Raw genomic sequence first — 16497 nt, 5'->3', positions numbered from 1 at the left:
CAGGGCGAGGGCGACAATTCCCGGCGAATTCCTGCGCACCCAGTTCTTTGTGACCGTCACTGGTCGGCACCTTTCCGGATCAGCGAAAGAGAAGCGAGTTCCGCGGCGATGTCCCGCCGCCATGTCTCATAGGCCGGGGAGGGGGTCCGCCGGCCGGCCGTACGCGGTCTGAGCTCCCGGCACACACGGGAGGCCCGCTCGGCCGTCGTGCCGCACACGACGCGGGCCGCGAGGTGGGTGTGCTCGATGACGGTGTCCGCCTTGACCCGGGCCTCGACGGCGAACGCGGAGCCCTGCGCGAGCGCCCAGCGGTGTTCGCCGGCCCCCTCGGCGAAGCTCCGCAGCTCGTCCTCGTCCGCCCCGCCCGCGTAGGTGCAGGCGAGTCCGGCGCCCGCGTACAGGTCGCCGTGGCGGTGCTCGGGGTAGGCGCGGATCAGGCCGGTGACGACCTCGGGGTCGGTGCCTCCGACGAACCACAGGGCGCGGCCGATGCCCTGGTCGATGGCGTTCGCCGTGTAGTGGTTGTGCCCGCCGCGCCAGCTGAAGGGGTGCTGGACCTCGGGCGTGCGGACGTAGGAGTCCGTCTTGAAGTACGCCTGGTGGAAGCCGTATCCGTCCAGGGCCAGCCAGCGCAGCAGGGGGTCCGTGGCGCTGATGTCGGGCCACAGCGGCTTGGGCAGCCGCGCCATCGCCCAGCCGATGCCGACGTGGATCATGTAGTCGTGGTGACGTCCCTGACCGGCCAGCAGACCGGCCAGGCGGCCGCTGTGGCCCGGGAGCGCGTCATGGATCACGGCGCCCATGCCGGCGCCCTCGTACGCGAAGCCCCGCACGTCCCGGGGGACGGCCTCCAGCATCGCCTCGGTCTCGTCGGCCGAGGACGCCTCCATCGCGCAGGCGTAGCCCTGGAGGAATATCTCGCCTATTCTCTCCAGCCGCGCCTTGGCTTCCTCGTTCTTCACGTGAAATCCACGCACCTCCATGGTCGTTTCCGAAACAGGAGGTGTGAACAGCTTGCGCCGAATAGCTCCAAACCCAGTGGCCACGGTGATGACCCGCCCCTCTCAGCTCCCTGGAATTTCGCCAGCAAATCAAATTGAGCCAGGGGGCGGGACCGCGCGTCTACTTCAGATGTGCTCAACGAAGGAGACCGCCGCGAGCCGTTCACGCACTCTCGTGCGCCAGGACTCGTAGGCGGGTGCGGTGGTGCTGCGGGCGGTGGCGCCCGGGGCGCAGTCGTCGGCGAGCCGGGCGGCGGCCTCGGCGGACAGTCCGGTGAACGCCTCGACGGCGGCCTCGGTGTGCTCGGGCACGAACCCGGCGTGGTGGCGGGCCTTGGCGGCGAACACCGACCCCTGCGCCAGGTGCCCGAGGGCGGAGCCCGACTCCTCACGCAGCAGGGCCAGCCCGGCCGGGGCGCTCCCGCCGGCGAAGGTGGCGGCGAGACCGACGCCGCTCCACAGGTCCGCCTGCCGGTCTCCGGCGAACGCCCGGACGGCCGCGGCGACTTGCGGAGCTCGGCCGCCGTGGATGAACCACAGGGCACGTCCGACCCCCTGGTCGAAGGCGCGGCGCCAGTAGGAGGGGTCGCCGTCCCAGGCGTACGGGTCGTCCAGCCGCTGGCCGGTCACCCAGGTCTCGGTGTCGAAGTAGGCGCGGTCGAAGCCGTAGCCGTCGACGCACAGCCAGCTCATCTCCGGGTAGTACTCGCGCCCGGTCAGATCGGGGACGAGCTTCTTCCACAGGGGGCGCGGCAACTTGGCCATGGCGAAGCCGATGCCTATGTAGTTCAGGAAGATGTGCGGCCTGCCGCCGCCGGTGAGCAGGTCGCGGGTGCGGTGGCCGCCGGACCGGCCCATCGCGTCGCGGATGGCGCACGCCATGGTGGCGCCCTCGTAGGCGAAACCCCGCTGCTCGGGGTCGACCAGGCTCAGCCGGCGTTCCGTGGTCGCGAGGTCGCGGTCCTCGATGCCCCATTCGAAGCCGGTGACCACGGCCTGGGGAACGGCTTCGAGTCGTCGGGCGCGCTCGTCGTCCGGCACCGCGAAACCCCGGCCCGAGAAGCTCACTTCCTCGAGGGACGGGGCCATGGCCAGCCTGCGCAGGGCTCCCAGTACGGGCATGTGCGTGCCTCCTCCTACGAGCCGCCCCGTTCCGGCGGCCGGGGAGACATCGTGGGCGGTTCGGCCCGCGCCGGGCATCTTCGGCCGTGCCCTGACCGGTGTTCAGCGCATGCTGCGCACCTGAACCTCTTCGTCGTGCACGGCGCGGCCGCAGTGCGCGCAGCGCAGCTCCACGCGGACGGGGCTCTCGCAGCCGATGTGGTCCGCGCGGCGGGGCGGCCCCAGCTCCTGCGGCAGATTGCGGTCGCCCCACTGCATCAGGGCGAGGACGGCACAGGTGAGGTCCTTGCCCGCGGGGGTGAGCCGGTACTCGTACCGAAGGGGCTTGTCCTGGTAGGGGACGCGCTCCATGACACCGTGCTCGACCAGCCGGGTCAGACGGTTGGTCAGGACGTTCCTGGCGATGTCGAGGTTCTCCAGGAACCCCTCGAAGCGGCTGCTGCCGAGCAGCGCCGTGCGGACGATCAGCAGCGTCCAGCGCTCCCCGATCACCTCGAGCGTCCGGGCGAGGTTGCAGTCCTGGCCTTCATACGTATGTTTCAGCATGTGATCACACCGGTGGGGATGGCCTTTCGGCGGTTCCGGGGGTGGTCCGCGACGGGGTTCCGTCGTCGCGGGGGTGGGCGGTGGCGTTCACACCGCCGCCAGGAGGTGGCGTTCGGGCACCGTGACGGCCTGCCGGGTGAACCGGTCGTAGGCGTAGGCCGCCGAGACGAGGGTCATGTGGTGGTGCCAGCCCGGATAGGACCGGCCCTCGAAGTCGAGCAGTCCGAAGCGGTCCTTCATCTCCCGCACGGCCTCCCCCGCGCGCGGCAGCAGCTGCGCGAGCGCGAGCACGGTTTCCGTACGGGCGTGGATGAGGTTGGTCAGCCAGAACTGGACCGGGCGGCGTTCGTTGTCGGACCGGACGGCCAGCAGCCGGTAGGTGCGGTGGGCGTGGGCGCCCGACGAGCCCTGACCGGGCAGGTGGACGAAGCTGGAGACGACCGTCGCGGGGCGGCCGTTGCCGTCCCGGCGGGGCACCGTCTCGGCGCGGTCCGGTATGCCGACGCCCGCCTCCAGCAGGCTCCCCGCCGTGAGGACCAGGCCGTAGCCGTCACCGCTGCGGGGACGCTCCGTCCGCAGGTGGCGGCCGACCATCACGTGCAGGTTGCCGGGGACCGGGACGACGAAGTCCCGTCCGCGCAGGGCGAGTCCGTGCAGCAGGGTCCTGACGCCGAAGCCGGCGGCCGGGTCCAGGCTGCACACGACAGGCAGTGGCGTGCTCCCGGCGGTTCCGGCGAGGGAGTCGATCAGGTCGAGGGCGTGCTGTTCCGCCGTGCGCAGTCCGGCGTCGGAGGGTATGCGGGCCCGCCGGCGGCGCTCGGGGTCCTTGGCCCAGGAGCCCGGCAGCAGCAGCCGCCAGTCGACCGGCACGGCCGTGCCCGCGGAGGCGAGGAAGGCGCCGACGCCGACCTGGCAGGTGACGGACCGTCCGGTGGAGGGCAGGAACCGGCGGTGCACCCCGCAGGAGTGCTCCCCCCGCTTGCGCAGGACGGCCTGGTCGACCACCCAGGCCGTGGGGGACGCCTGCCGCTCCACCCATCTGGCCAGCTCCGTCCGGACCGGGTTCCAGTCCCAGGGACTCGCGTTGACGAACTGGTGCAGCGACTGGGAGGTGGCCGGTGAGGCCGAGATGGTCGCGGCGAGGCGGCGTACCGACTTCTTGCCCGGGGTGGTGAGCAGCCCCCGCACATAGGCGTGTGCCCACCGGCGCTGGTCGGCACGCGGCAGGCACTCGAAGATCTGCTCGGTGAAGACCGGTATCGAGATGTTCGCGTGCGTCAACGTGCGTCCAGCCATGGCAGGTTCCCTCCCCTGGATCGGTCCGCGGCTGCCGACCGCGCTAAAATAATAGCGAACACCCTCTTTTTTTTTCGACTCCGGGGAGTTGACGAATGCACTTCGCCAAGTTGGCCGGCTCGCTGCTCTCTGACCGGCCCGTTTGCCCACCGGCCCCCGTGCCGCCGGGCCGCGGTCCGTCACGGAGGGCTGTCACACGGAGAAGAGCGCCGTCACAAGCAGGACCGCCGGCCCCCCGCCGACGGCCGACGCCCCGTCACATGTTCGAGGAGGCGACATGGTGAAACAGGAGAGGGCCCTGCGCACCCGCGCGGCCGTGATCACGGCGGCCTCCGCGGAGTTCGCCCGCGCCGGGTACGACGGCACGTCGCTGTCCCGTATCAGCCAGTTGGCCGGCATGTCGGTCGGGGCGCTGACCTTCCACTTCCGGACCAAGCAGGAACTGGCCGACGCCGTGCAGGCGGAGGGGCGGTCCGTGACGCTCGCCGCACTCGACGGCCACGCTCCCGCGGACCGCCAGGCGTTGTGCCAGGTGGTCGGTCTCACCCTGGAACTGGCCCGGCTCATGGAGGAGGAGGCGTCGGTCCGTGCGGCCATCCGGCTGAGCCGGGAGCGCCCGGGCTCGACCTCCTGGTCCCAGGCCTGGCTGCCGACCGTGCGCAGGCTCCTCGACGAGGCGCACGCGGCCGGGCAGCTCCGGGAGAGCGCCCCGGCCGCCGACGTGGTGACGCTGGTCGAGCATCTGACCGACGGGGCGGAGGTGTTCCTGCGCGGCACGGTCGAGGACGGGTCGGAGGTCGGGAACGCCGTCGCGCGACTGCGCACCGTCTGGCAGCTCACGCTCACGGGGGTGTCGACCGACGCCGCTCCCGGCCCGGCGCACCCACGGCAGCCGGCGGCTGGGAAATCCGGACAGATGTAGGGGGTGTCGCCCACGTCCCGCCCGCTCCAGGCTGTGCGCGCACGGGAGCCCACGCACCCGGGCGCTGAGCCACGTACCTCCGTACGGGACTCAATGCCCGGTCCCAGCCCGTGAGACCTCCCGAGCACGCACCCCTACCCACCCGGCCCGCGCTGCGGTCGGCCGACGACGGCCTGCATGCTGCCCTGCTCCAGGCTGTGCGCGCACGGGAGCCGCACGCTCCGGGCGCTGAGCCACGTGCATCCGTACGAGGCTCAATGCCCGGCCCCCCCCCGGCCGGAGAGACCTTCAGAGCACGCGCCTGACCCGCGCATCGGCCGGGCAACGACAGTCTGCATGCTGCCCCGCTCCAGGCTGATGCGCGGACGGGAGGTGCCCCCACCGCCGCACGCTCCGGGCGCTTGAGCCACGTGCATCCGTACGAGGCTCATATGCCCGGCCCCGGCCGGGGAGACCTCGCACCAGCCCCGGACCGACCTCAACCACCCTGCCGGGCGGCCACCGCCGACCGGTACCACTCGGCGGCGTCCTCCGCCCACGCCAGCGGCGACGGTCCCGGGTCGCACCCGGCGACCCGCCAGACCTCGTCGCTCCGGTACCAGTGGTCGGTGGCGACCAGGGCGAACTGGCGCTCGCTCACGGGAATCCGCGCGGCTCTCAGCCGCTCCAGGCACTCCTCCCAGGGCAGCTCCGTCGTCACGGCCGGCAGTACGTCGTGCCGCGCGAGGGTGCGCAGCAGGTCGCCCACGCGCACCGGCCGGGGATGGCTCGCGTGCCAGACGCCGCCGCGGCCGTCGGCCCCACCGGGGGCGAGCGCGAGGCGGGCGACGAGCCGTGCCAGGTCGTCCACGGCCACGGCGGACACCCGGCCGCGTCCGCCGTCCCACAGCGCGGGAACAGCGCGCAGGCACTGGGCGAGCAGTGGCACGACCCAGCGGTCCCCCCGGCCGAGGACCAGTCCCGGACGCAGCACGGTGGCGCCCGCGGCCAGGGCACGGGCCTCGCCCGCCAACCGGGTGCGGCTGGCCGGGGACACGGGTGCGGGGACGACCTCGTCCACCCCGATCCCCCGGTGCGGGCCGGGACCGTACACCGCCGCCGTCGACAGGTGCACGATGCGGCTCACGCCGCTGCGGGCCGCCTCCCGCATCAGAGCGGCCGTCCCGTCGACGTTGACCGCGGTGCACTCGGACTCGTCCGGGCTGATGGCGGCGGCCATGTGGAGGAGCACGTCGGCCCCCTCGCACACGCCGCGCAGCGTCCCGGGATCCGCCATGTCCGCCCGGACCCACTCGTCGACCGGCCCGGTGCCCTCCGGCGGCCGCCTGCCGACCGTCCGGACGAGCAGGCGTTCATCCGGGCCGGCACCTTCCGGAGTGCGGTGTCCGGCGAGTTCGCGGAGCACCGCCGAGCCGATGAATCCGGTGGCACCGGTCAGCACCACGCGTAACGGTCTCATGCGGCCATCCGCTGGAGATCCGCCGGGAACGAGAGCTTCGCCCTGGCCTGTGGAGTGGCGATGGCCGGGAGCAGGTAGCGCCACATCGACACGATGCGTTCCGGCAGATCGACGCGTTCGCTGGCGACGTTGGAGAACACCTGGATGCCGCTGTAGGCGCCGACGAGCACGTTGGCGAACTCCACTTCGTGGACGTCGGGGAGGAGTTCGCCCCGTTCCCGGGCCTCACGCAGCAGCGCGTGGAACTCGCTCACCCACTCCTGGTACGCCGTGTCGTCGCGGGCCCCGAACTCGCCCTGCTCGACGGCCAGCCGCACACTGGCCCGGAAAAGCACGTTGTTCTGCAGCTCCCGGGCGAGGAAGAAGGTGAGGTCGATCAACTTCTGGAGCCCGGCCGTCTCCACCGAGAAGTGCACGAACTCCTGCTGGTGGGCCATCACGGCCTGCGCCAGGCTCCTCTTGGACTTGAAGTGGAAGTACATACCACCCTGGGTCACTTCCGCCCGGTTCATGATCTTGCTGATGCTGGCCCCGCTGTAGCCGCACTCGTCGAAGATCTCCGCAGCCGCGTACAGGATCGTCTCCCGGGTCTTCACGGCCCGTTCCTGCTTCGGCTCAGCCATCTCAGTGCCTCGATCGCTCTCGACAAAAAAAACGAACGCCCCTATTTTACAGGGCAACGCCTTCGGCCGGTAGGCAGAAGGCGCCCACTCACGCTGCTTCCGGGGGACAACCATGCTGATGACCGCGGAGAACCCTGCTGCTGCAAGACCGCTCCTCACCACCACCGTCGCCAAGGAATACGTACATCGCGCGGCCCTGGCGGAGGTGTTCCTCACGGAGTGGACGAAGGCGGGACCCGCCTCGTTCACCGTGAAGGCACAGTGGCCGCGAAGCCACAGCTTCTACGAGTGCGAGAACGGCCTGTACGACCCGCTGCTGCTCTGTGAGACCGTCCGCCAGACGTTCCCGCTGCTGGCCCACGTCGCCTACGACGTCCCCTTGGGCCACCAGTTGAGCTGGTCCCGCTTCCAGTACTCGGTCAACATGGACGCGATGGGCCTCGAGCTGAACCCGGCCGAGCTCCAACTGCACGTGACCTGCTCGGACATCCGCTTCTTCCGCTCGATCCCCGCGTCGATGTCCATGCACATCGAGGCGGTGCGCAACGGTGAGCTCCTCGCGGTGGCGGACACGCACTTCGGCTGCCACTCCCCGGCCGTCTACCGACGGCTGCGCGCCGGACGGGCCGGCTTCGACGGCTTCCTGAACGCGCCGGCACCGACCCGGCCCGTCGAGCGGACCGCGGTGAACCGCCACCGGCTGCGGGACATCGTCCTGTCGCCGACCCAGCAGCAACAGCGCTGGCAACTGCGCGTCGACACCGGGCACCCGGTGCTCTTCGACCACCCGGTCGACCACGTGCCCGGCATGCTGCTCCTGGAGTCGGTCCGCCAGGTCGCGCACACCATGCGCCCCTTAACGGCCGGCGGGACGCCCGCGTCGATGGACGCGACGTTCAAGAAGTACGTCGAGTTCGACGAACCCTGCTGGATCGAGGCCGCTCCGACCGCCGAAGCCGCACCGGCGCGCGACGGACGCCGGACGGTCCGGGTCAACGCCTTCCAGGGAGAAGAACTGGCCTTCACCGCGACGACCGAGATGGTCGACACCGCGCCGTAAAAGAGTCACGGCCCGCCTTCGGGCGGGCCGTCCGCGGTTTCCACCGCCACGAAAAGAGTTCCAAGGGCTGGACCCAGTGTGCCACCACTGGGCTCACAGCCATGTGTCATGCCACCCGTCGGGCCGCCTGCCCGATGGGCGAAGGCCCGTTGGATGCCACTCCATCAGGGCCCTCTTCGGTTCCGGTCGAACCTCGAAGCCATGCGGTCGGCTTCGTCATGCCCCCCTTACCAGGAGAACGCCTTCATCATGGAGCAAAGCTGCGGCGTTGGCCAGCCCTCTCCGCCCGGATCCGCAAGTACGCGCCCTTTTGGGCAACTTGCGGCCCCCCATCCCTACGCAAGACAGCGGGTCAAGGTTCCGATGCGGCTGGTGGAGTCGTCGCACTACTCGGACGCCGCTCTCAGCGTCTATGTGAAGGTCAAGGCGCTGGCACAGCGCCCCGAGGGATGCACCGCCGGTGTCGCCACGCTCGCGTCCTACCTGCGGCTGTCGGAGTCGACCGTGCAACGCGGCCTGGCCCAGCTCCGCGCGCCCGGACCCGACGGCCTCGTGGAGTTACCGGAGAGCCGGCGCAGATCCCTCCCCGGTGGATACGGCACGACGGCCCGACGACGCGTCAGACCCATGACCCCGACGGAACGATTCGTCTGGCTTCCGGTGACCGCCAGCGAGTGCCTCCGCCCACGCCTGCTGCGTGCCTTCGCCGTGATCGCCTACGCCGTCGCCCAGAAGCACCCGCTGACCTTCCGCGTGCTCGCCGACGTCCTGCGCCACCACTCGGGGCGCCGGGCGGGCCTCCCCCTCACCACGGGCGCCGTGACCCGTATCGTCGAGCAGCTGGACGCGTCGGGCTGGATCAGCGTCCACCGCCGGGCCGGGGAGCACGGGCGGCACCTGTTCGGGGTCCACGACGGCCGTAGGCCCACCTCTCTTGATGACCGTTCAGGTACCCGGATTGATGAAGGATCGCTCGCGTACAAGGAAGACCGAAGAACTGACCGACCCGATGACGAGGCCGCCCGCGCCTCACCCGCCGTAGGCGAGAGACAGGTGGATGACGAGGCAGCCACCGCGGCCGCACCGCGACAGCCACCGGGCCCCGGCGGTCTCGCGCTGCGCGCGGAGGACACCCGCCCCTACACGGGGCCACAGCTCACCTTCAGCCCCCGGCTCCACTCCGTACTGGAACCCGTACGTTTCCTGCTCAAGGACGTGAACACCTACGTGCAGCGGCGGCTGGGGCAGGAGATCGCCCGGCAGCTCGACGCCGGCATGGGCGTCGAACGCCTGCGGAGCCGTCTCACGCAACGGCTCGCCTCGACCCTCGTGGAGGACATCCGCGATCCCGGACGCTGGCTGCTCGGCGTGGCCCTGCCCCGCTGGGGCTGCGCCGACCCGGACTGCGAGACCGGCACGCTCTGGTCGACCGGCGGACGCTGCCGCGCCTGTCAGGAGGCGGTCGCGGACCGGTATGCCACGCCACGGGACACGGAGACCGCGCCCGCCCCGGCACCGTCTCCACCGTCCCCGCCGAGCCGTTCCGCCGGTGGCCGACCGGACCGTGCGTCGTGGACGCCACCGACGGCGACGGGCGCCATCGTGGTGGACCGCTGCCGGGGCCGTGGCGGCACCTGCACCCGCCAGGCACCCCACGGCCTGTGCTGGAGATGCCGCGTGGAGGCCGTGGGCAACCGTGCTGCCGCGGTGGCGCCTCACTCCCTGCTTGCCAGCACCGGCTCCCGCGGCATGTCCGAGCGGATCCCCTCGCCGGGGACGGGCGCGAGGCCGCTCTCCGACTCCGGGAGATAGGCCGCCCTGACGCTGCGCTTCTCCCGCCACAGGTGGAAGATCGCGAGCCCCAGGATGGCCGTTCCGACGAGGTTGGCCACGAAGTGCCACCACACCCGGTACGTCGTCAGCGCGACCCCCGGCTCGATCGCACCGAACCAGGTGGACAGACCGATGGCCCTGCTGGCGCCCAGAGCCACGGAGACGGTGAGCACGAGGTGCTCCACGCCGTGGATGCCCTGCATCCACACGCCCATCTTGGCCCACTTCCGGGACTTCAGTTCGCCGGTGACCCGCCGGGTGATCTGCACGATGCCGACCAGACCGGCCAGGAAGATGAGGTTGCCGACGAGGTGGAGTATCTCCATGCCGAGCGCCGGCTTGCTCGCGTCGACCTGGCCCATCCCCCGGGCGAAACTGTCCGCCCAGGGAGTCATCCACGCCGGGGAGTACGGGTTGGCGATCCAGTAGCCCGCCTGCGCCACGTGCTCCTGGAAGTGGCCGATCTGCCCGACCACACCCAGGCCGATCAGCCCGACCGCCGTCCTGTACAGCCAGGGCCGCACCGGGCCCCGGTTCGCGTAGGCGAGCACGGCGACCGCTGCCCACATGGCTACGGCCCACCCCGTGAAGAGGACGGCACCCGCGGTGTCCACGGCGGACACCGGGTCGCTCATCTCATGCATTCCAGGCATTCCGGGCTTGTGATCCACAGGGGCTCCTTCAATGGCTCCGGACAGGTGGGGCACGGCACGCCATGCCGACCAGAACGCTAGAAATCCACGCCGGGCGTTCACCACTTCGAACATGCGGGCTTTCCAGAAGACGTCAGTCGCTCTTGCACGTTGGAAACAACGGGGAGTGGCTGGGCTCGCTTCGCGTGCGGCACGGGGGTGCCCTGCGGGTAGTGGACAGCAGCAGCGGGGCCGAGTCTCGGGTGGTTGACGCCGTGACGTTTCAAGACAAGAAGCGTGGCTGGACTGTGTGGGTGGTGCGGGTGCTTCCACCCGTCGAAGGTCATGTTCCTCGCCCATGGGGTCGGCGTTCGGTGGTGCCGGTCAGGGAGGGGCAGGGGACTGAGCCGATGGGGGACGAACACTGAGGGCCTTCGCGGGCGCGCGCCTCTTTAGAAGAGGGGCGCGGAATCTTAACGCTCTGACCTGCGGTTTTGCCGAACCCATGTTGTCCTGGGGAGCACATTTGGGGACCCCAAATGTCAATGTGGCGGACACATTTGGGCTGGAAACTCAAGCTGTGGTTGATTTTTCTGTGGGCCTCGGAGGGGTGGCAACGCCGCAGGTCAGCGAGGTGGGCCTGTCTCCGAGGACGGGGCCGGGCAGCGGGTCGACTGCCGCGAAATGTGCTGCCATCAGGGCACAGGAAATCAAGCAGCGCTTGACTCTTGACGCGGGCGGGCCGAAAAACTCAAGCTGTGTTTGGCTTTCCGGCGGCAGAGTCAGGAGGAGCCTCCCCTGGGCCCTCGCCCGGTGATCCGTTGGCGCAAAAGACAACCACTGCTTGATATTTCGGCTAGCCTCAGGGCGTCTGAGTATCAAGGGGGAGGTCCTGTGACACCTGATCCGCCGGCACGACCCCGACCACGTGTCGTGGCTGACGTTCCATCGGGCGATGAGGGCTTCGAGGACCTTCTCCAGCTCCTCGGAGAGCAACTCGGGGAATCGACGCAGAGCGCCGACCCCCGTGGCCGCCGCAAGCTCAAGAACGTCACGTTCGAGTACGAGCCCGCCCACACGGCCGTGCACGACATGGCCGGCGACGCCGGTTACAGCCTGGCCTCCAACTGGTTCACTCAGCTCCTGGCCCAGCTCTCCGTGGCCAACTCCATCACCAAGTCCCAGTTGTGCGTCTTCCTCTTCGTCGCCGGCGGCCAGCAGCGCGGCACCGGCGTCACCCCGTACACACAGCAGGAGATCACCGACGGCCTCAACAAGCTCGCCGCCCAGAAGAACGGCAAGCGCATCACCCGCTCCACGGTCAACCGCGCGATCAAGGCCCTGGTCGGCTACAAGTGGCTCGAGCAGCTCGGCAACGGCATGATCCAGCTGAACGTCCGTCTGTGGTTCCACGGCAACAGCACCGCCCAGCACACCGTCCTGGAGCAGCTCGCCGTCCAGCACGACCGCGACCCCGAAGCCTTCCCCAACGGGATCGGCCCGGATTCCCAGCAGGAAGAGCAGGACGTCGACCTCACCGGGCACCCGCCCTACGGTATGGGGAGGCGCACAGGGTGATACACATCCACCCGACGCTTCGTCGCACGGCAGGAAGAAGGGATACCGATGGCTGAAGTCATGTCACCGGTCGTGTCCGAACGCATCTGGGCCCTGCCCGTTTCCGGAGCCACCGTGAAGTTCCTCCAGTACCTGCTCTACCGCTCGGACTTCGGGGGCCACCTTCCCGTAAGGCAGAAGGACATGGCCGGTGAGTACCGCGTCACCCCGCAGGCCGTCAGCAACCTCATCGCCCCTCTCTGCGAGCTGAACATCGTCCTGCGTCCCAAGAACGAGGAAGGCAGCCGAGGCAAGGGCAACTCCTACCGCCTCCACCCGCTGGCAGCGAAGTACGCCAGCTCCCAGGACATGGAGGCCTCGTTCCGCGCCGCGATCGCGAACATCAAGGCCGGCGAACTGCCCAACCTGAAGCTCCCCGCGTACGCCACCGTCCCGCCCACGGCGGACGGCCGCCCCAACCTCCAGGTCGCCTGAGCACGCGAGCCGGCGCTACGGAGCGTCCGCGAAGGGCAGCTGGGCGAGGGCGTCGGCGAGCTGGCGCACGGTCACCGAGCCGGTCTCCGGCAGACCGGCGTCGAGCCATGCCTGGCGGGCGGACTCCTTGTCACCCTCGGCCGCGGCCAGCACGTTCTCCTTCGCGCTGTGTTCGTGCACGGGGTCGGTGTCCGGGCCGTAGTCGGCGAGGTGGACCACCGTCCGGACTTGCAGCTTGGCGTTGGAGGCCATCTGCTCGTTGAGCCGGTACACACGCAGCCGGTGTCCGACCAGCGCCCGAGCACGCTCGATCATCGCCCGGCCCGCGTCCGTATCCCCACGGTCGGTGCGCAGGCGCTCCAGCTCGCCGGAAGTGTTGCGGACGACCAGGAGCCCGCGGGTACTCGTGGACTCGATGCGCACGGCGAGCAGAGTGGCCGTGAACTGCTTCGCCGCGTCCAGGCGTTGGAGGTCCTGCCCGACCGTGTCGGCGAGGGTGTAGAGGTGGATGGCCCGGGCCCGGACCTGCTCGGTCCAGGCGGCCTCTTCTCCAGCTGGACAGGGGCCGACAGCACGGGCGGCAGCAAGGGTGAGCTCGAGGTCGCGGGGATTCACGCGCCCATTCTCCTGGGTCCCGCACGGTGCTGCGACGTGCCCTTGTCCTGGGTCGCCCTTGGAAAAGACGAATAGCGTGGCTGATACCGGGACGGGGTTGCTGGAGACATACGCGCGCCTGGTCGTTCGGCCGCCGGCGCCGCTGTGGCTGACTTTCGGTGGTGCGGGTCCAACCGGGGCAGAGGGGGGCGGATCCAGGTCCCTGAGTGACACGCAGGACAGCTGACTCCAAGCCGTCGGCATCAACCGGCATGAGCCACCGGACAGCACACAAACACCGGCCCGCACCCTTATAGAGAATAGAGGCGCTCACATCGTCGCAGGTCAGAGGGCATGACAGCGCCTCAGAACTTGACTCTCAAGTCAATTTGGAACCTCGTAACTTGTGCCTGAAGTCAAGTTGCCCCGTATGCATTGCGACCTATGTGCGCAATCTCGCGGCGGGCTTCTGCAGGATCGTTTACTTGACTCCAAAGTCAACCCAGAGTGGACGCAACGCGCAGATAGGTCGCGTCGTTGCTATCCATATGCGCAATCACTACTGTGCTCTGCGTCTAGGTTTCGATCTTGAGGAGCGCGTAGCGTGATGTCTGCCCAGCCTCAAGGGGACCCTCGCCGGGTCCCTGGCTCGTCCCCGCCTCGTGCGCCGAGTCCCAACAGCCCGTATGCGGGTTCGCTCGGTCCCAGGAAGAATCTCGTAGAGCTGCCCGTCGGCCACACGGCACAGGTCAAGCCCCCGGTCACCGCGGGCGACTTCGTCGGCAAGTACTTCGCCCAGGACAGCCTGGAGTTCCTGCGCTGGGCCGCCAGGTACTTCAGGGACGACAATGTGACCCTGTGCGTGCTGCTCTACATGATGGGAAGTCAGGAAGTAGGAGGAGCCGTTGAGCTCAAACAGACCGAGATCGCCGCTGAGCTGGAGATGGACCCGGCCCAGGTGTCACGGGCCCAGTCCAAGCTGAAGAAGCTGGGGCTGGCCTACTCGCCGAAGAAGGGGTCGATCCAGCTCCAGCCGGCGGTGACCCTCCGCGGGGGCTACCGGCTGGTCGAGAAGCCCGTCCGCGGGTCGGCCGCCAAGAGCGTCAAGGTCCAGGTGGAACAACTGAGCCTGCTCAACGAGCTCATGGTCGACCCCAACGTTCCGGAAGAGTTCAGAGGCATGGCCCTTCCAGGTGCGAAACTACCGAGACCGTCATCAAGGCCGCGCAAGCGCAAGCGTACGGAGAAGAAACCGGAGGCGTGAGGATGAGGACTGCAGCGTCTGCGAACCCGGAGCCGCCGGAGCTGACATACGGAACCTTCAACGGCTTCGCCTACATGCCCGCGATGCCGGGCATCGCCTACCGAGTGCTGTTCCGGCTCCTGGGGACCCAGGAGCCGGGAGGGCGCTGCCTGGTCACTGAGGAGGAACTGGCCGAGGCCCTGGAGGTGCACCGCTCCATGGTGGGCCGGGGCCTTCAGGCCCTGATCCTCGCCAAGCTGGTGTTCCGCCAGGCGAAGGGCATTTACCTCCTCAACCCGATGATCAGTGGTGCGCGCAGCGTCACCGAGCACCTGGAGGCCATCGGGTCACTCGATCCCGCGGATCGTCTCGACGTGGACGACTACCAGGAGCGTTACGACGCCTCCGTCGCCCAGGCCGAGCAGGAGAAGAAGGAGAAGCGGCTGGGCCGCAGCCGTCCGACCCGCCACGCGAAGCCGGCCAAGGCCGTTGCGGAGGACTCGGGCTCGGGCTCGGCGGACGTACTGAGCCTCTCAACGGCCCGTGCCCGGTCGCGGCGGAAGCCGTCCCGTTCCTGACCCGACCGGACGCACACACAAACAGTGAGGCCCCCGCCGGAGCGGGGGCCTCACTGTGTCTAGGTTTCGAGAGAAGCTTACCTTCTCGTCCGATCCCGCACCACAGCAGATCTTGCCGCCCGCCTCACGCAGGCGCCGCGATTATCACGGCGTGATAATTCGGCCCGGGGTCAGGTGTGGCGGTGCTGGTGCGCGCGGGCGCTGTCACACCGGGCGGCGATTATCACGCCGTGATAATCACGTCTGCGGCGTCAGGCGAGACGGTGCCGGTACTCACGGAGGCTGTCACGCCGGGTCCGGATTATCACGCCGTGATAATCCGGACCCGGGGCACCGGGCTTGGCGGTGCTCGTGCTCACGGCGCGGTGACGCCGGGCGGTGATTATCACGGCGTGATAATCCGGCGCGGGCTCAGGCGAGGGCCGTGGCCAGCAGGGTGAAGGCGGCGATGATGACGGCGACGCGGACGTAGTGGTAGCGGTCCCAGCGGTTCGCCTGCTCCTTCCAGTCCTCGGGGCGGTTCTCGGGAGTCCATGTCTTGCCCCGGTTGTTGATCGGGACGAGCAGCAGAAGCGACATGATCACGCTCAGGATCAGCAGCGCGGCGGCGATGACGACGAGCCCGGCGCCGGGGCGCTGCCAACCGGCGACCGCCCAGATGGCGGTGAGGACGAGCGAGCCGATGTACCAGACCGGCATCAGGGCGCCGAGCATCCGGCCCCCGTGGGCGCGGCCGAGCACGCGGCTGTCCTCGGGGAGGCCGTTGAGGATCGGGTTGATGACGAAGGCGACGGAGAACTCCACCCCCACCATCAGGCCGACGACCACGGTGGTGAACACCTCGAGTGCGTTGAGCATGACGACCCCTCCAGGGATCTAGCATTGCTAGCCGATGAGGCAACGCTAGTACTGCTGCCGCTCGATTGTCTAGCAATGCTAGGATCGGAGCATGTCCGTACAGGAACGCAAGGAGCGTGAACGAGCGGTCCGCGAGCGCCTCATCGTGGCCACGGCCCGCGAACTCGCCGAGCAGCAGGGCTGGGACGCGGTCACCACCCGCCGGCTCGCCGAGCGCATCGAGTACAGCCAGCCCGTCCTCTACAGCCACTTCCGCGGCAAGCGGGAGATCATCGGCGCCGTCGCCCTCGAGGGTGCCGCCGAGATGGCCGCGGCCCTGCGCGCCGCGACCTCCGCCGCGGACGGCCCCCGCGCCCGGGTCACCGCCCTGGCCCGCACCTACCTCGACTTCGCCGAACACAACCCGGCGGTCTACGACGCCATGTTCAGGCTCGACGGCGGCCTGGCGTTCGCCCACGAGGACACCCCTGAGCCCTTGAAGGACGCCTTCGCCGCCCTGTTGGAGAACCTCGACGAGGTCGCCGGGGACGGCGTCCACCCGGCACTGTTCACCGAGACGTTCTGGGCGTCCCTGCACGGACTGGCCACCCTGACCCGGGCCCGACGACTCCCACCGGAGGACACCGACCGCAGGGTGGAGCTACTGGTGAACCGCCTCGCCCTGCTCTGACGATCCGA

17 protein-coding genes are annotated in these 16497 nt (G+C 69.6%); 8 read left to right on the top strand and 9 right to left on the bottom strand.

Annotation, left to right across the window (positions count from 1 at the left end; translation table 11 throughout):
- Nucleotides 1-56: 56 nt before the first annotated feature.
- From ACZ470_RS24635 to ACZ470_RS24620, 4 genes are all read right to left on the bottom strand, one after another.
- A complete protein-coding gene (locus ACZ470_RS24635) occupies nt 57-1046 on the bottom strand; it encodes a DUF1702 family protein (RefSeq protein ID WP_468430456.1) in 990 nt (329 codons plus the stop codon).
- Between the two features lie 81 nt (nt 1047-1127).
- Nucleotides 1128-2123: a DUF1702 family protein gene (locus ACZ470_RS24630; RefSeq protein WP_468430454.1), complete on the bottom strand. Its 996-nt coding sequence runs from the start codon at nt 2121-2123 to the stop codon at nt 1128-1130.
- Between the two features lie 102 nt (nt 2124-2225).
- Nucleotides 2226-2669 (bottom strand): winged helix-turn-helix transcriptional regulator, encoded by a 444-nt coding sequence (locus tag ACZ470_RS24625; RefSeq protein ID WP_468430452.1) that lies wholly within the window; start codon nt 2667-2669, stop codon nt 2226-2228.
- An 87-nt stretch (nt 2670-2756) separates the two neighbouring features.
- Nucleotides 2757-3965: an IS701 family transposase gene (locus ACZ470_RS24620; RefSeq protein ID WP_468430450.1), complete on the bottom strand. Its 1209-nt coding sequence runs from the start codon at nt 3963-3965 to the stop codon at nt 2757-2759.
- Nucleotides 3966-4242: 277 nt separating this feature from the next.
- On the opposite strand from ACZ470_RS24620, the gene ACZ470_RS24615 reads away from it, so the two are divergent.
- Nucleotides 4243-4887, top strand: a complete 645-nt coding sequence (locus ACZ470_RS24615; protein WP_468430448.1) for a TetR family transcriptional regulator — start codon at nt 4243-4245, stop codon at nt 4885-4887.
- Between the two features lie 478 nt (nt 4888-5365).
- Here the strand turns inward: ACZ470_RS24615 and ACZ470_RS24610 are convergent, their stop codons facing one another.
- Entirely contained in the window at nt 5366-6346 is a 981-nt protein-coding gene (locus ACZ470_RS24610) for an NAD-dependent epimerase/dehydratase family protein (RefSeq protein WP_468430447.1), read from the bottom strand.
- Entirely contained in the window at nt 6343-6969 is a 627-nt protein-coding gene (locus tag ACZ470_RS24605) for a ScbR family autoregulator-binding transcription factor (RefSeq protein WP_468430445.1), read from the bottom strand. The genes ACZ470_RS24610 and ACZ470_RS24605 overlap by 4 nt, the downstream gene beginning before the upstream one ends.
- Before the next feature lie 118 nt (nt 6970-7087).
- Here ACZ470_RS24605 and ACZ470_RS24600 point away from each other — a divergent pair, with 118 nt between their 5' ends.
- Nucleotides 7088-8029 (top strand): ScbA/BarX family gamma-butyrolactone biosynthesis protein, encoded by a 942-nt coding sequence (locus ACZ470_RS24600; RefSeq protein WP_468430443.1) that lies wholly within the window; start codon nt 7088-7090, stop codon nt 8027-8029.
- Nucleotides 8030-8392: 363 nt separating this feature from the next.
- Complete coding sequence (locus tag ACZ470_RS24595; protein ID WP_468430442.1) at nt 8393-9841, top strand: hypothetical protein; 1449 nt, start codon at nt 8393-8395, stop codon at nt 9839-9841.
- On the opposite strand, the gene ACZ470_RS24590 is transcribed toward ACZ470_RS24595, so the two are convergent.
- The gene (locus ACZ470_RS24590) at nt 9745-10497 is read right to left on the bottom strand and encodes a DUF6008 family protein (RefSeq protein WP_468430440.1); all 753 of its coding nucleotides are present in this window, start codon (nt 10495-10497) and stop codon (nt 9745-9747) included. The genes ACZ470_RS24595 and ACZ470_RS24590 overlap by 97 nt on opposite strands.
- A gap of 930 nt (nt 10498-11427) precedes the next feature.
- On the opposite strand from ACZ470_RS24590, the gene ACZ470_RS24585 reads away from it, so the two are divergent.
- A complete protein-coding gene (locus tag ACZ470_RS24585) occupies nt 11428-12072 on the top strand; it encodes a hypothetical protein (protein WP_468430438.1) in 645 nt (214 codons plus the stop codon).
- A gap of 48 nt (nt 12073-12120) precedes the next feature.
- A complete protein-coding gene (locus ACZ470_RS24580) occupies nt 12121-12546 on the top strand; it encodes a hypothetical protein (RefSeq protein WP_468430436.1) in 426 nt (141 codons plus the stop codon).
- Between the two features lie 15 nt (nt 12547-12561).
- On the opposite strand, the gene ACZ470_RS24575 is transcribed toward ACZ470_RS24580, so the two are convergent.
- Nucleotides 12562-13161 (bottom strand): hypothetical protein, encoded by a 600-nt coding sequence (locus ACZ470_RS24575; RefSeq protein ID WP_468430434.1) that lies wholly within the window; start codon nt 13159-13161, stop codon nt 12562-12564.
- 586 nt (nt 13162-13747) lie between these two features.
- On the opposite strand from ACZ470_RS24575, the gene ACZ470_RS24570 reads away from it, so the two are divergent.
- A complete protein-coding gene (locus tag ACZ470_RS24570) occupies nt 13748-14404 on the top strand; it encodes a hypothetical protein (protein ID WP_468430432.1) in 657 nt (218 codons plus the stop codon).
- A 2-nt stretch (nt 14405-14406) separates the two neighbouring features.
- Nucleotides 14407-14961, top strand: a complete 555-nt coding sequence (locus ACZ470_RS24565) for a hypothetical protein (protein WP_468430430.1) — start codon at nt 14407-14409, stop codon at nt 14959-14961.
- A gap of 411 nt (nt 14962-15372) precedes the next feature.
- Here the strand turns inward: ACZ470_RS24565 and ACZ470_RS24560 are convergent, their stop codons facing one another.
- Complete coding sequence (locus ACZ470_RS24560; protein WP_468430428.1) at nt 15373-15819, bottom strand: anthrone oxygenase family protein; 447 nt, start codon at nt 15817-15819, stop codon at nt 15373-15375.
- Between the two features lie 91 nt (nt 15820-15910).
- On the opposite strand from ACZ470_RS24560, the gene ACZ470_RS24555 reads away from it, so the two are divergent.
- On the top strand, nt 15911-16489 hold the full coding sequence (locus ACZ470_RS24555) for a TetR/AcrR family transcriptional regulator (protein WP_468430426.1): 579 nt from the start codon (nt 15911-15913) through the stop codon (nt 16487-16489).
- Nucleotides 16490-16497 lie beyond the last annotated feature (8 nt).

The organism is Streptomyces sp. NPDC031111 (assembly GCF_055570675.1).
The sequence above is the reverse complement of the archived record's forward strand: the minus strand, read 5'-3'. Positions and strand labels throughout refer to the sequence as shown.

Coding starts and splice junctions, on each gene's coding strand:
- ACZ470_RS24595 (WP_468430442.1), top strand. CDS start 8,393: ATGCGGCTGGTGGAGTCGTCGCACTACTCGGACGCCGCTCTCAGCGTC.
- ACZ470_RS24590 (WP_468430440.1), bottom strand. CDS start 10,497: ATGAGCGACCCGGTGTCCGCCGTGGACACCGCGGGTGCCGTCCTCTTC.
- ACZ470_RS24620 (WP_468430450.1), bottom strand. CDS start 3,965: ATGGCTGGACGCACGTTGACGCACGCGAACATCTCGATACCGGTCTTC.
- ACZ470_RS24565 (WP_468430430.1), top strand. CDS start 14,407: ATGAGGACTGCAGCGTCTGCGAACCCGGAGCCGCCGGAGCTGACATAC.
- ACZ470_RS24580 (WP_468430436.1), top strand. CDS start 12,121: ATGGCTGAAGTCATGTCACCGGTCGTGTCCGAACGCATCTGGGCCCTG.
- ACZ470_RS24560 (WP_468430428.1), bottom strand. CDS start 15,819: ATGCTCAACGCACTCGAGGTGTTCACCACCGTGGTCGTCGGCCTGATG.
- ACZ470_RS24610 (WP_468430447.1), bottom strand. CDS start 6,346: ATGAGACCGTTACGCGTGGTGCTGACCGGTGCCACCGGATTCATCGGC.
- ACZ470_RS24555 (WP_468430426.1), top strand. CDS start 15,911: ATGTCCGTACAGGAACGCAAGGAGCGTGAACGAGCGGTCCGCGAGCGC.
- ACZ470_RS24600 (WP_468430443.1), top strand. CDS start 7,088: ATGACCGCGGAGAACCCTGCTGCTGCAAGACCGCTCCTCACCACCACC.
- ACZ470_RS24630 (WP_468430454.1), bottom strand. CDS start 2,123: ATGCCCGTACTGGGAGCCCTGCGCAGGCTGGCCATGGCCCCGTCCCTC.
- ACZ470_RS24615 (WP_468430448.1), top strand. CDS start 4,243: ATGGTGAAACAGGAGAGGGCCCTGCGCACCCGCGCGGCCGTGATCACG.
- ACZ470_RS24605 (WP_468430445.1), bottom strand. CDS start 6,969: ATGGCTGAGCCGAAGCAGGAACGGGCCGTGAAGACCCGGGAGACGATC.
- ACZ470_RS24570 (WP_468430432.1), top strand. CDS start 13,748: ATGTCTGCCCAGCCTCAAGGGGACCCTCGCCGGGTCCCTGGCTCGTCC.
- ACZ470_RS24625 (WP_468430452.1), bottom strand. CDS start 2,669: ATGCTGAAACATACGTATGAAGGCCAGGACTGCAACCTCGCCCGGACG.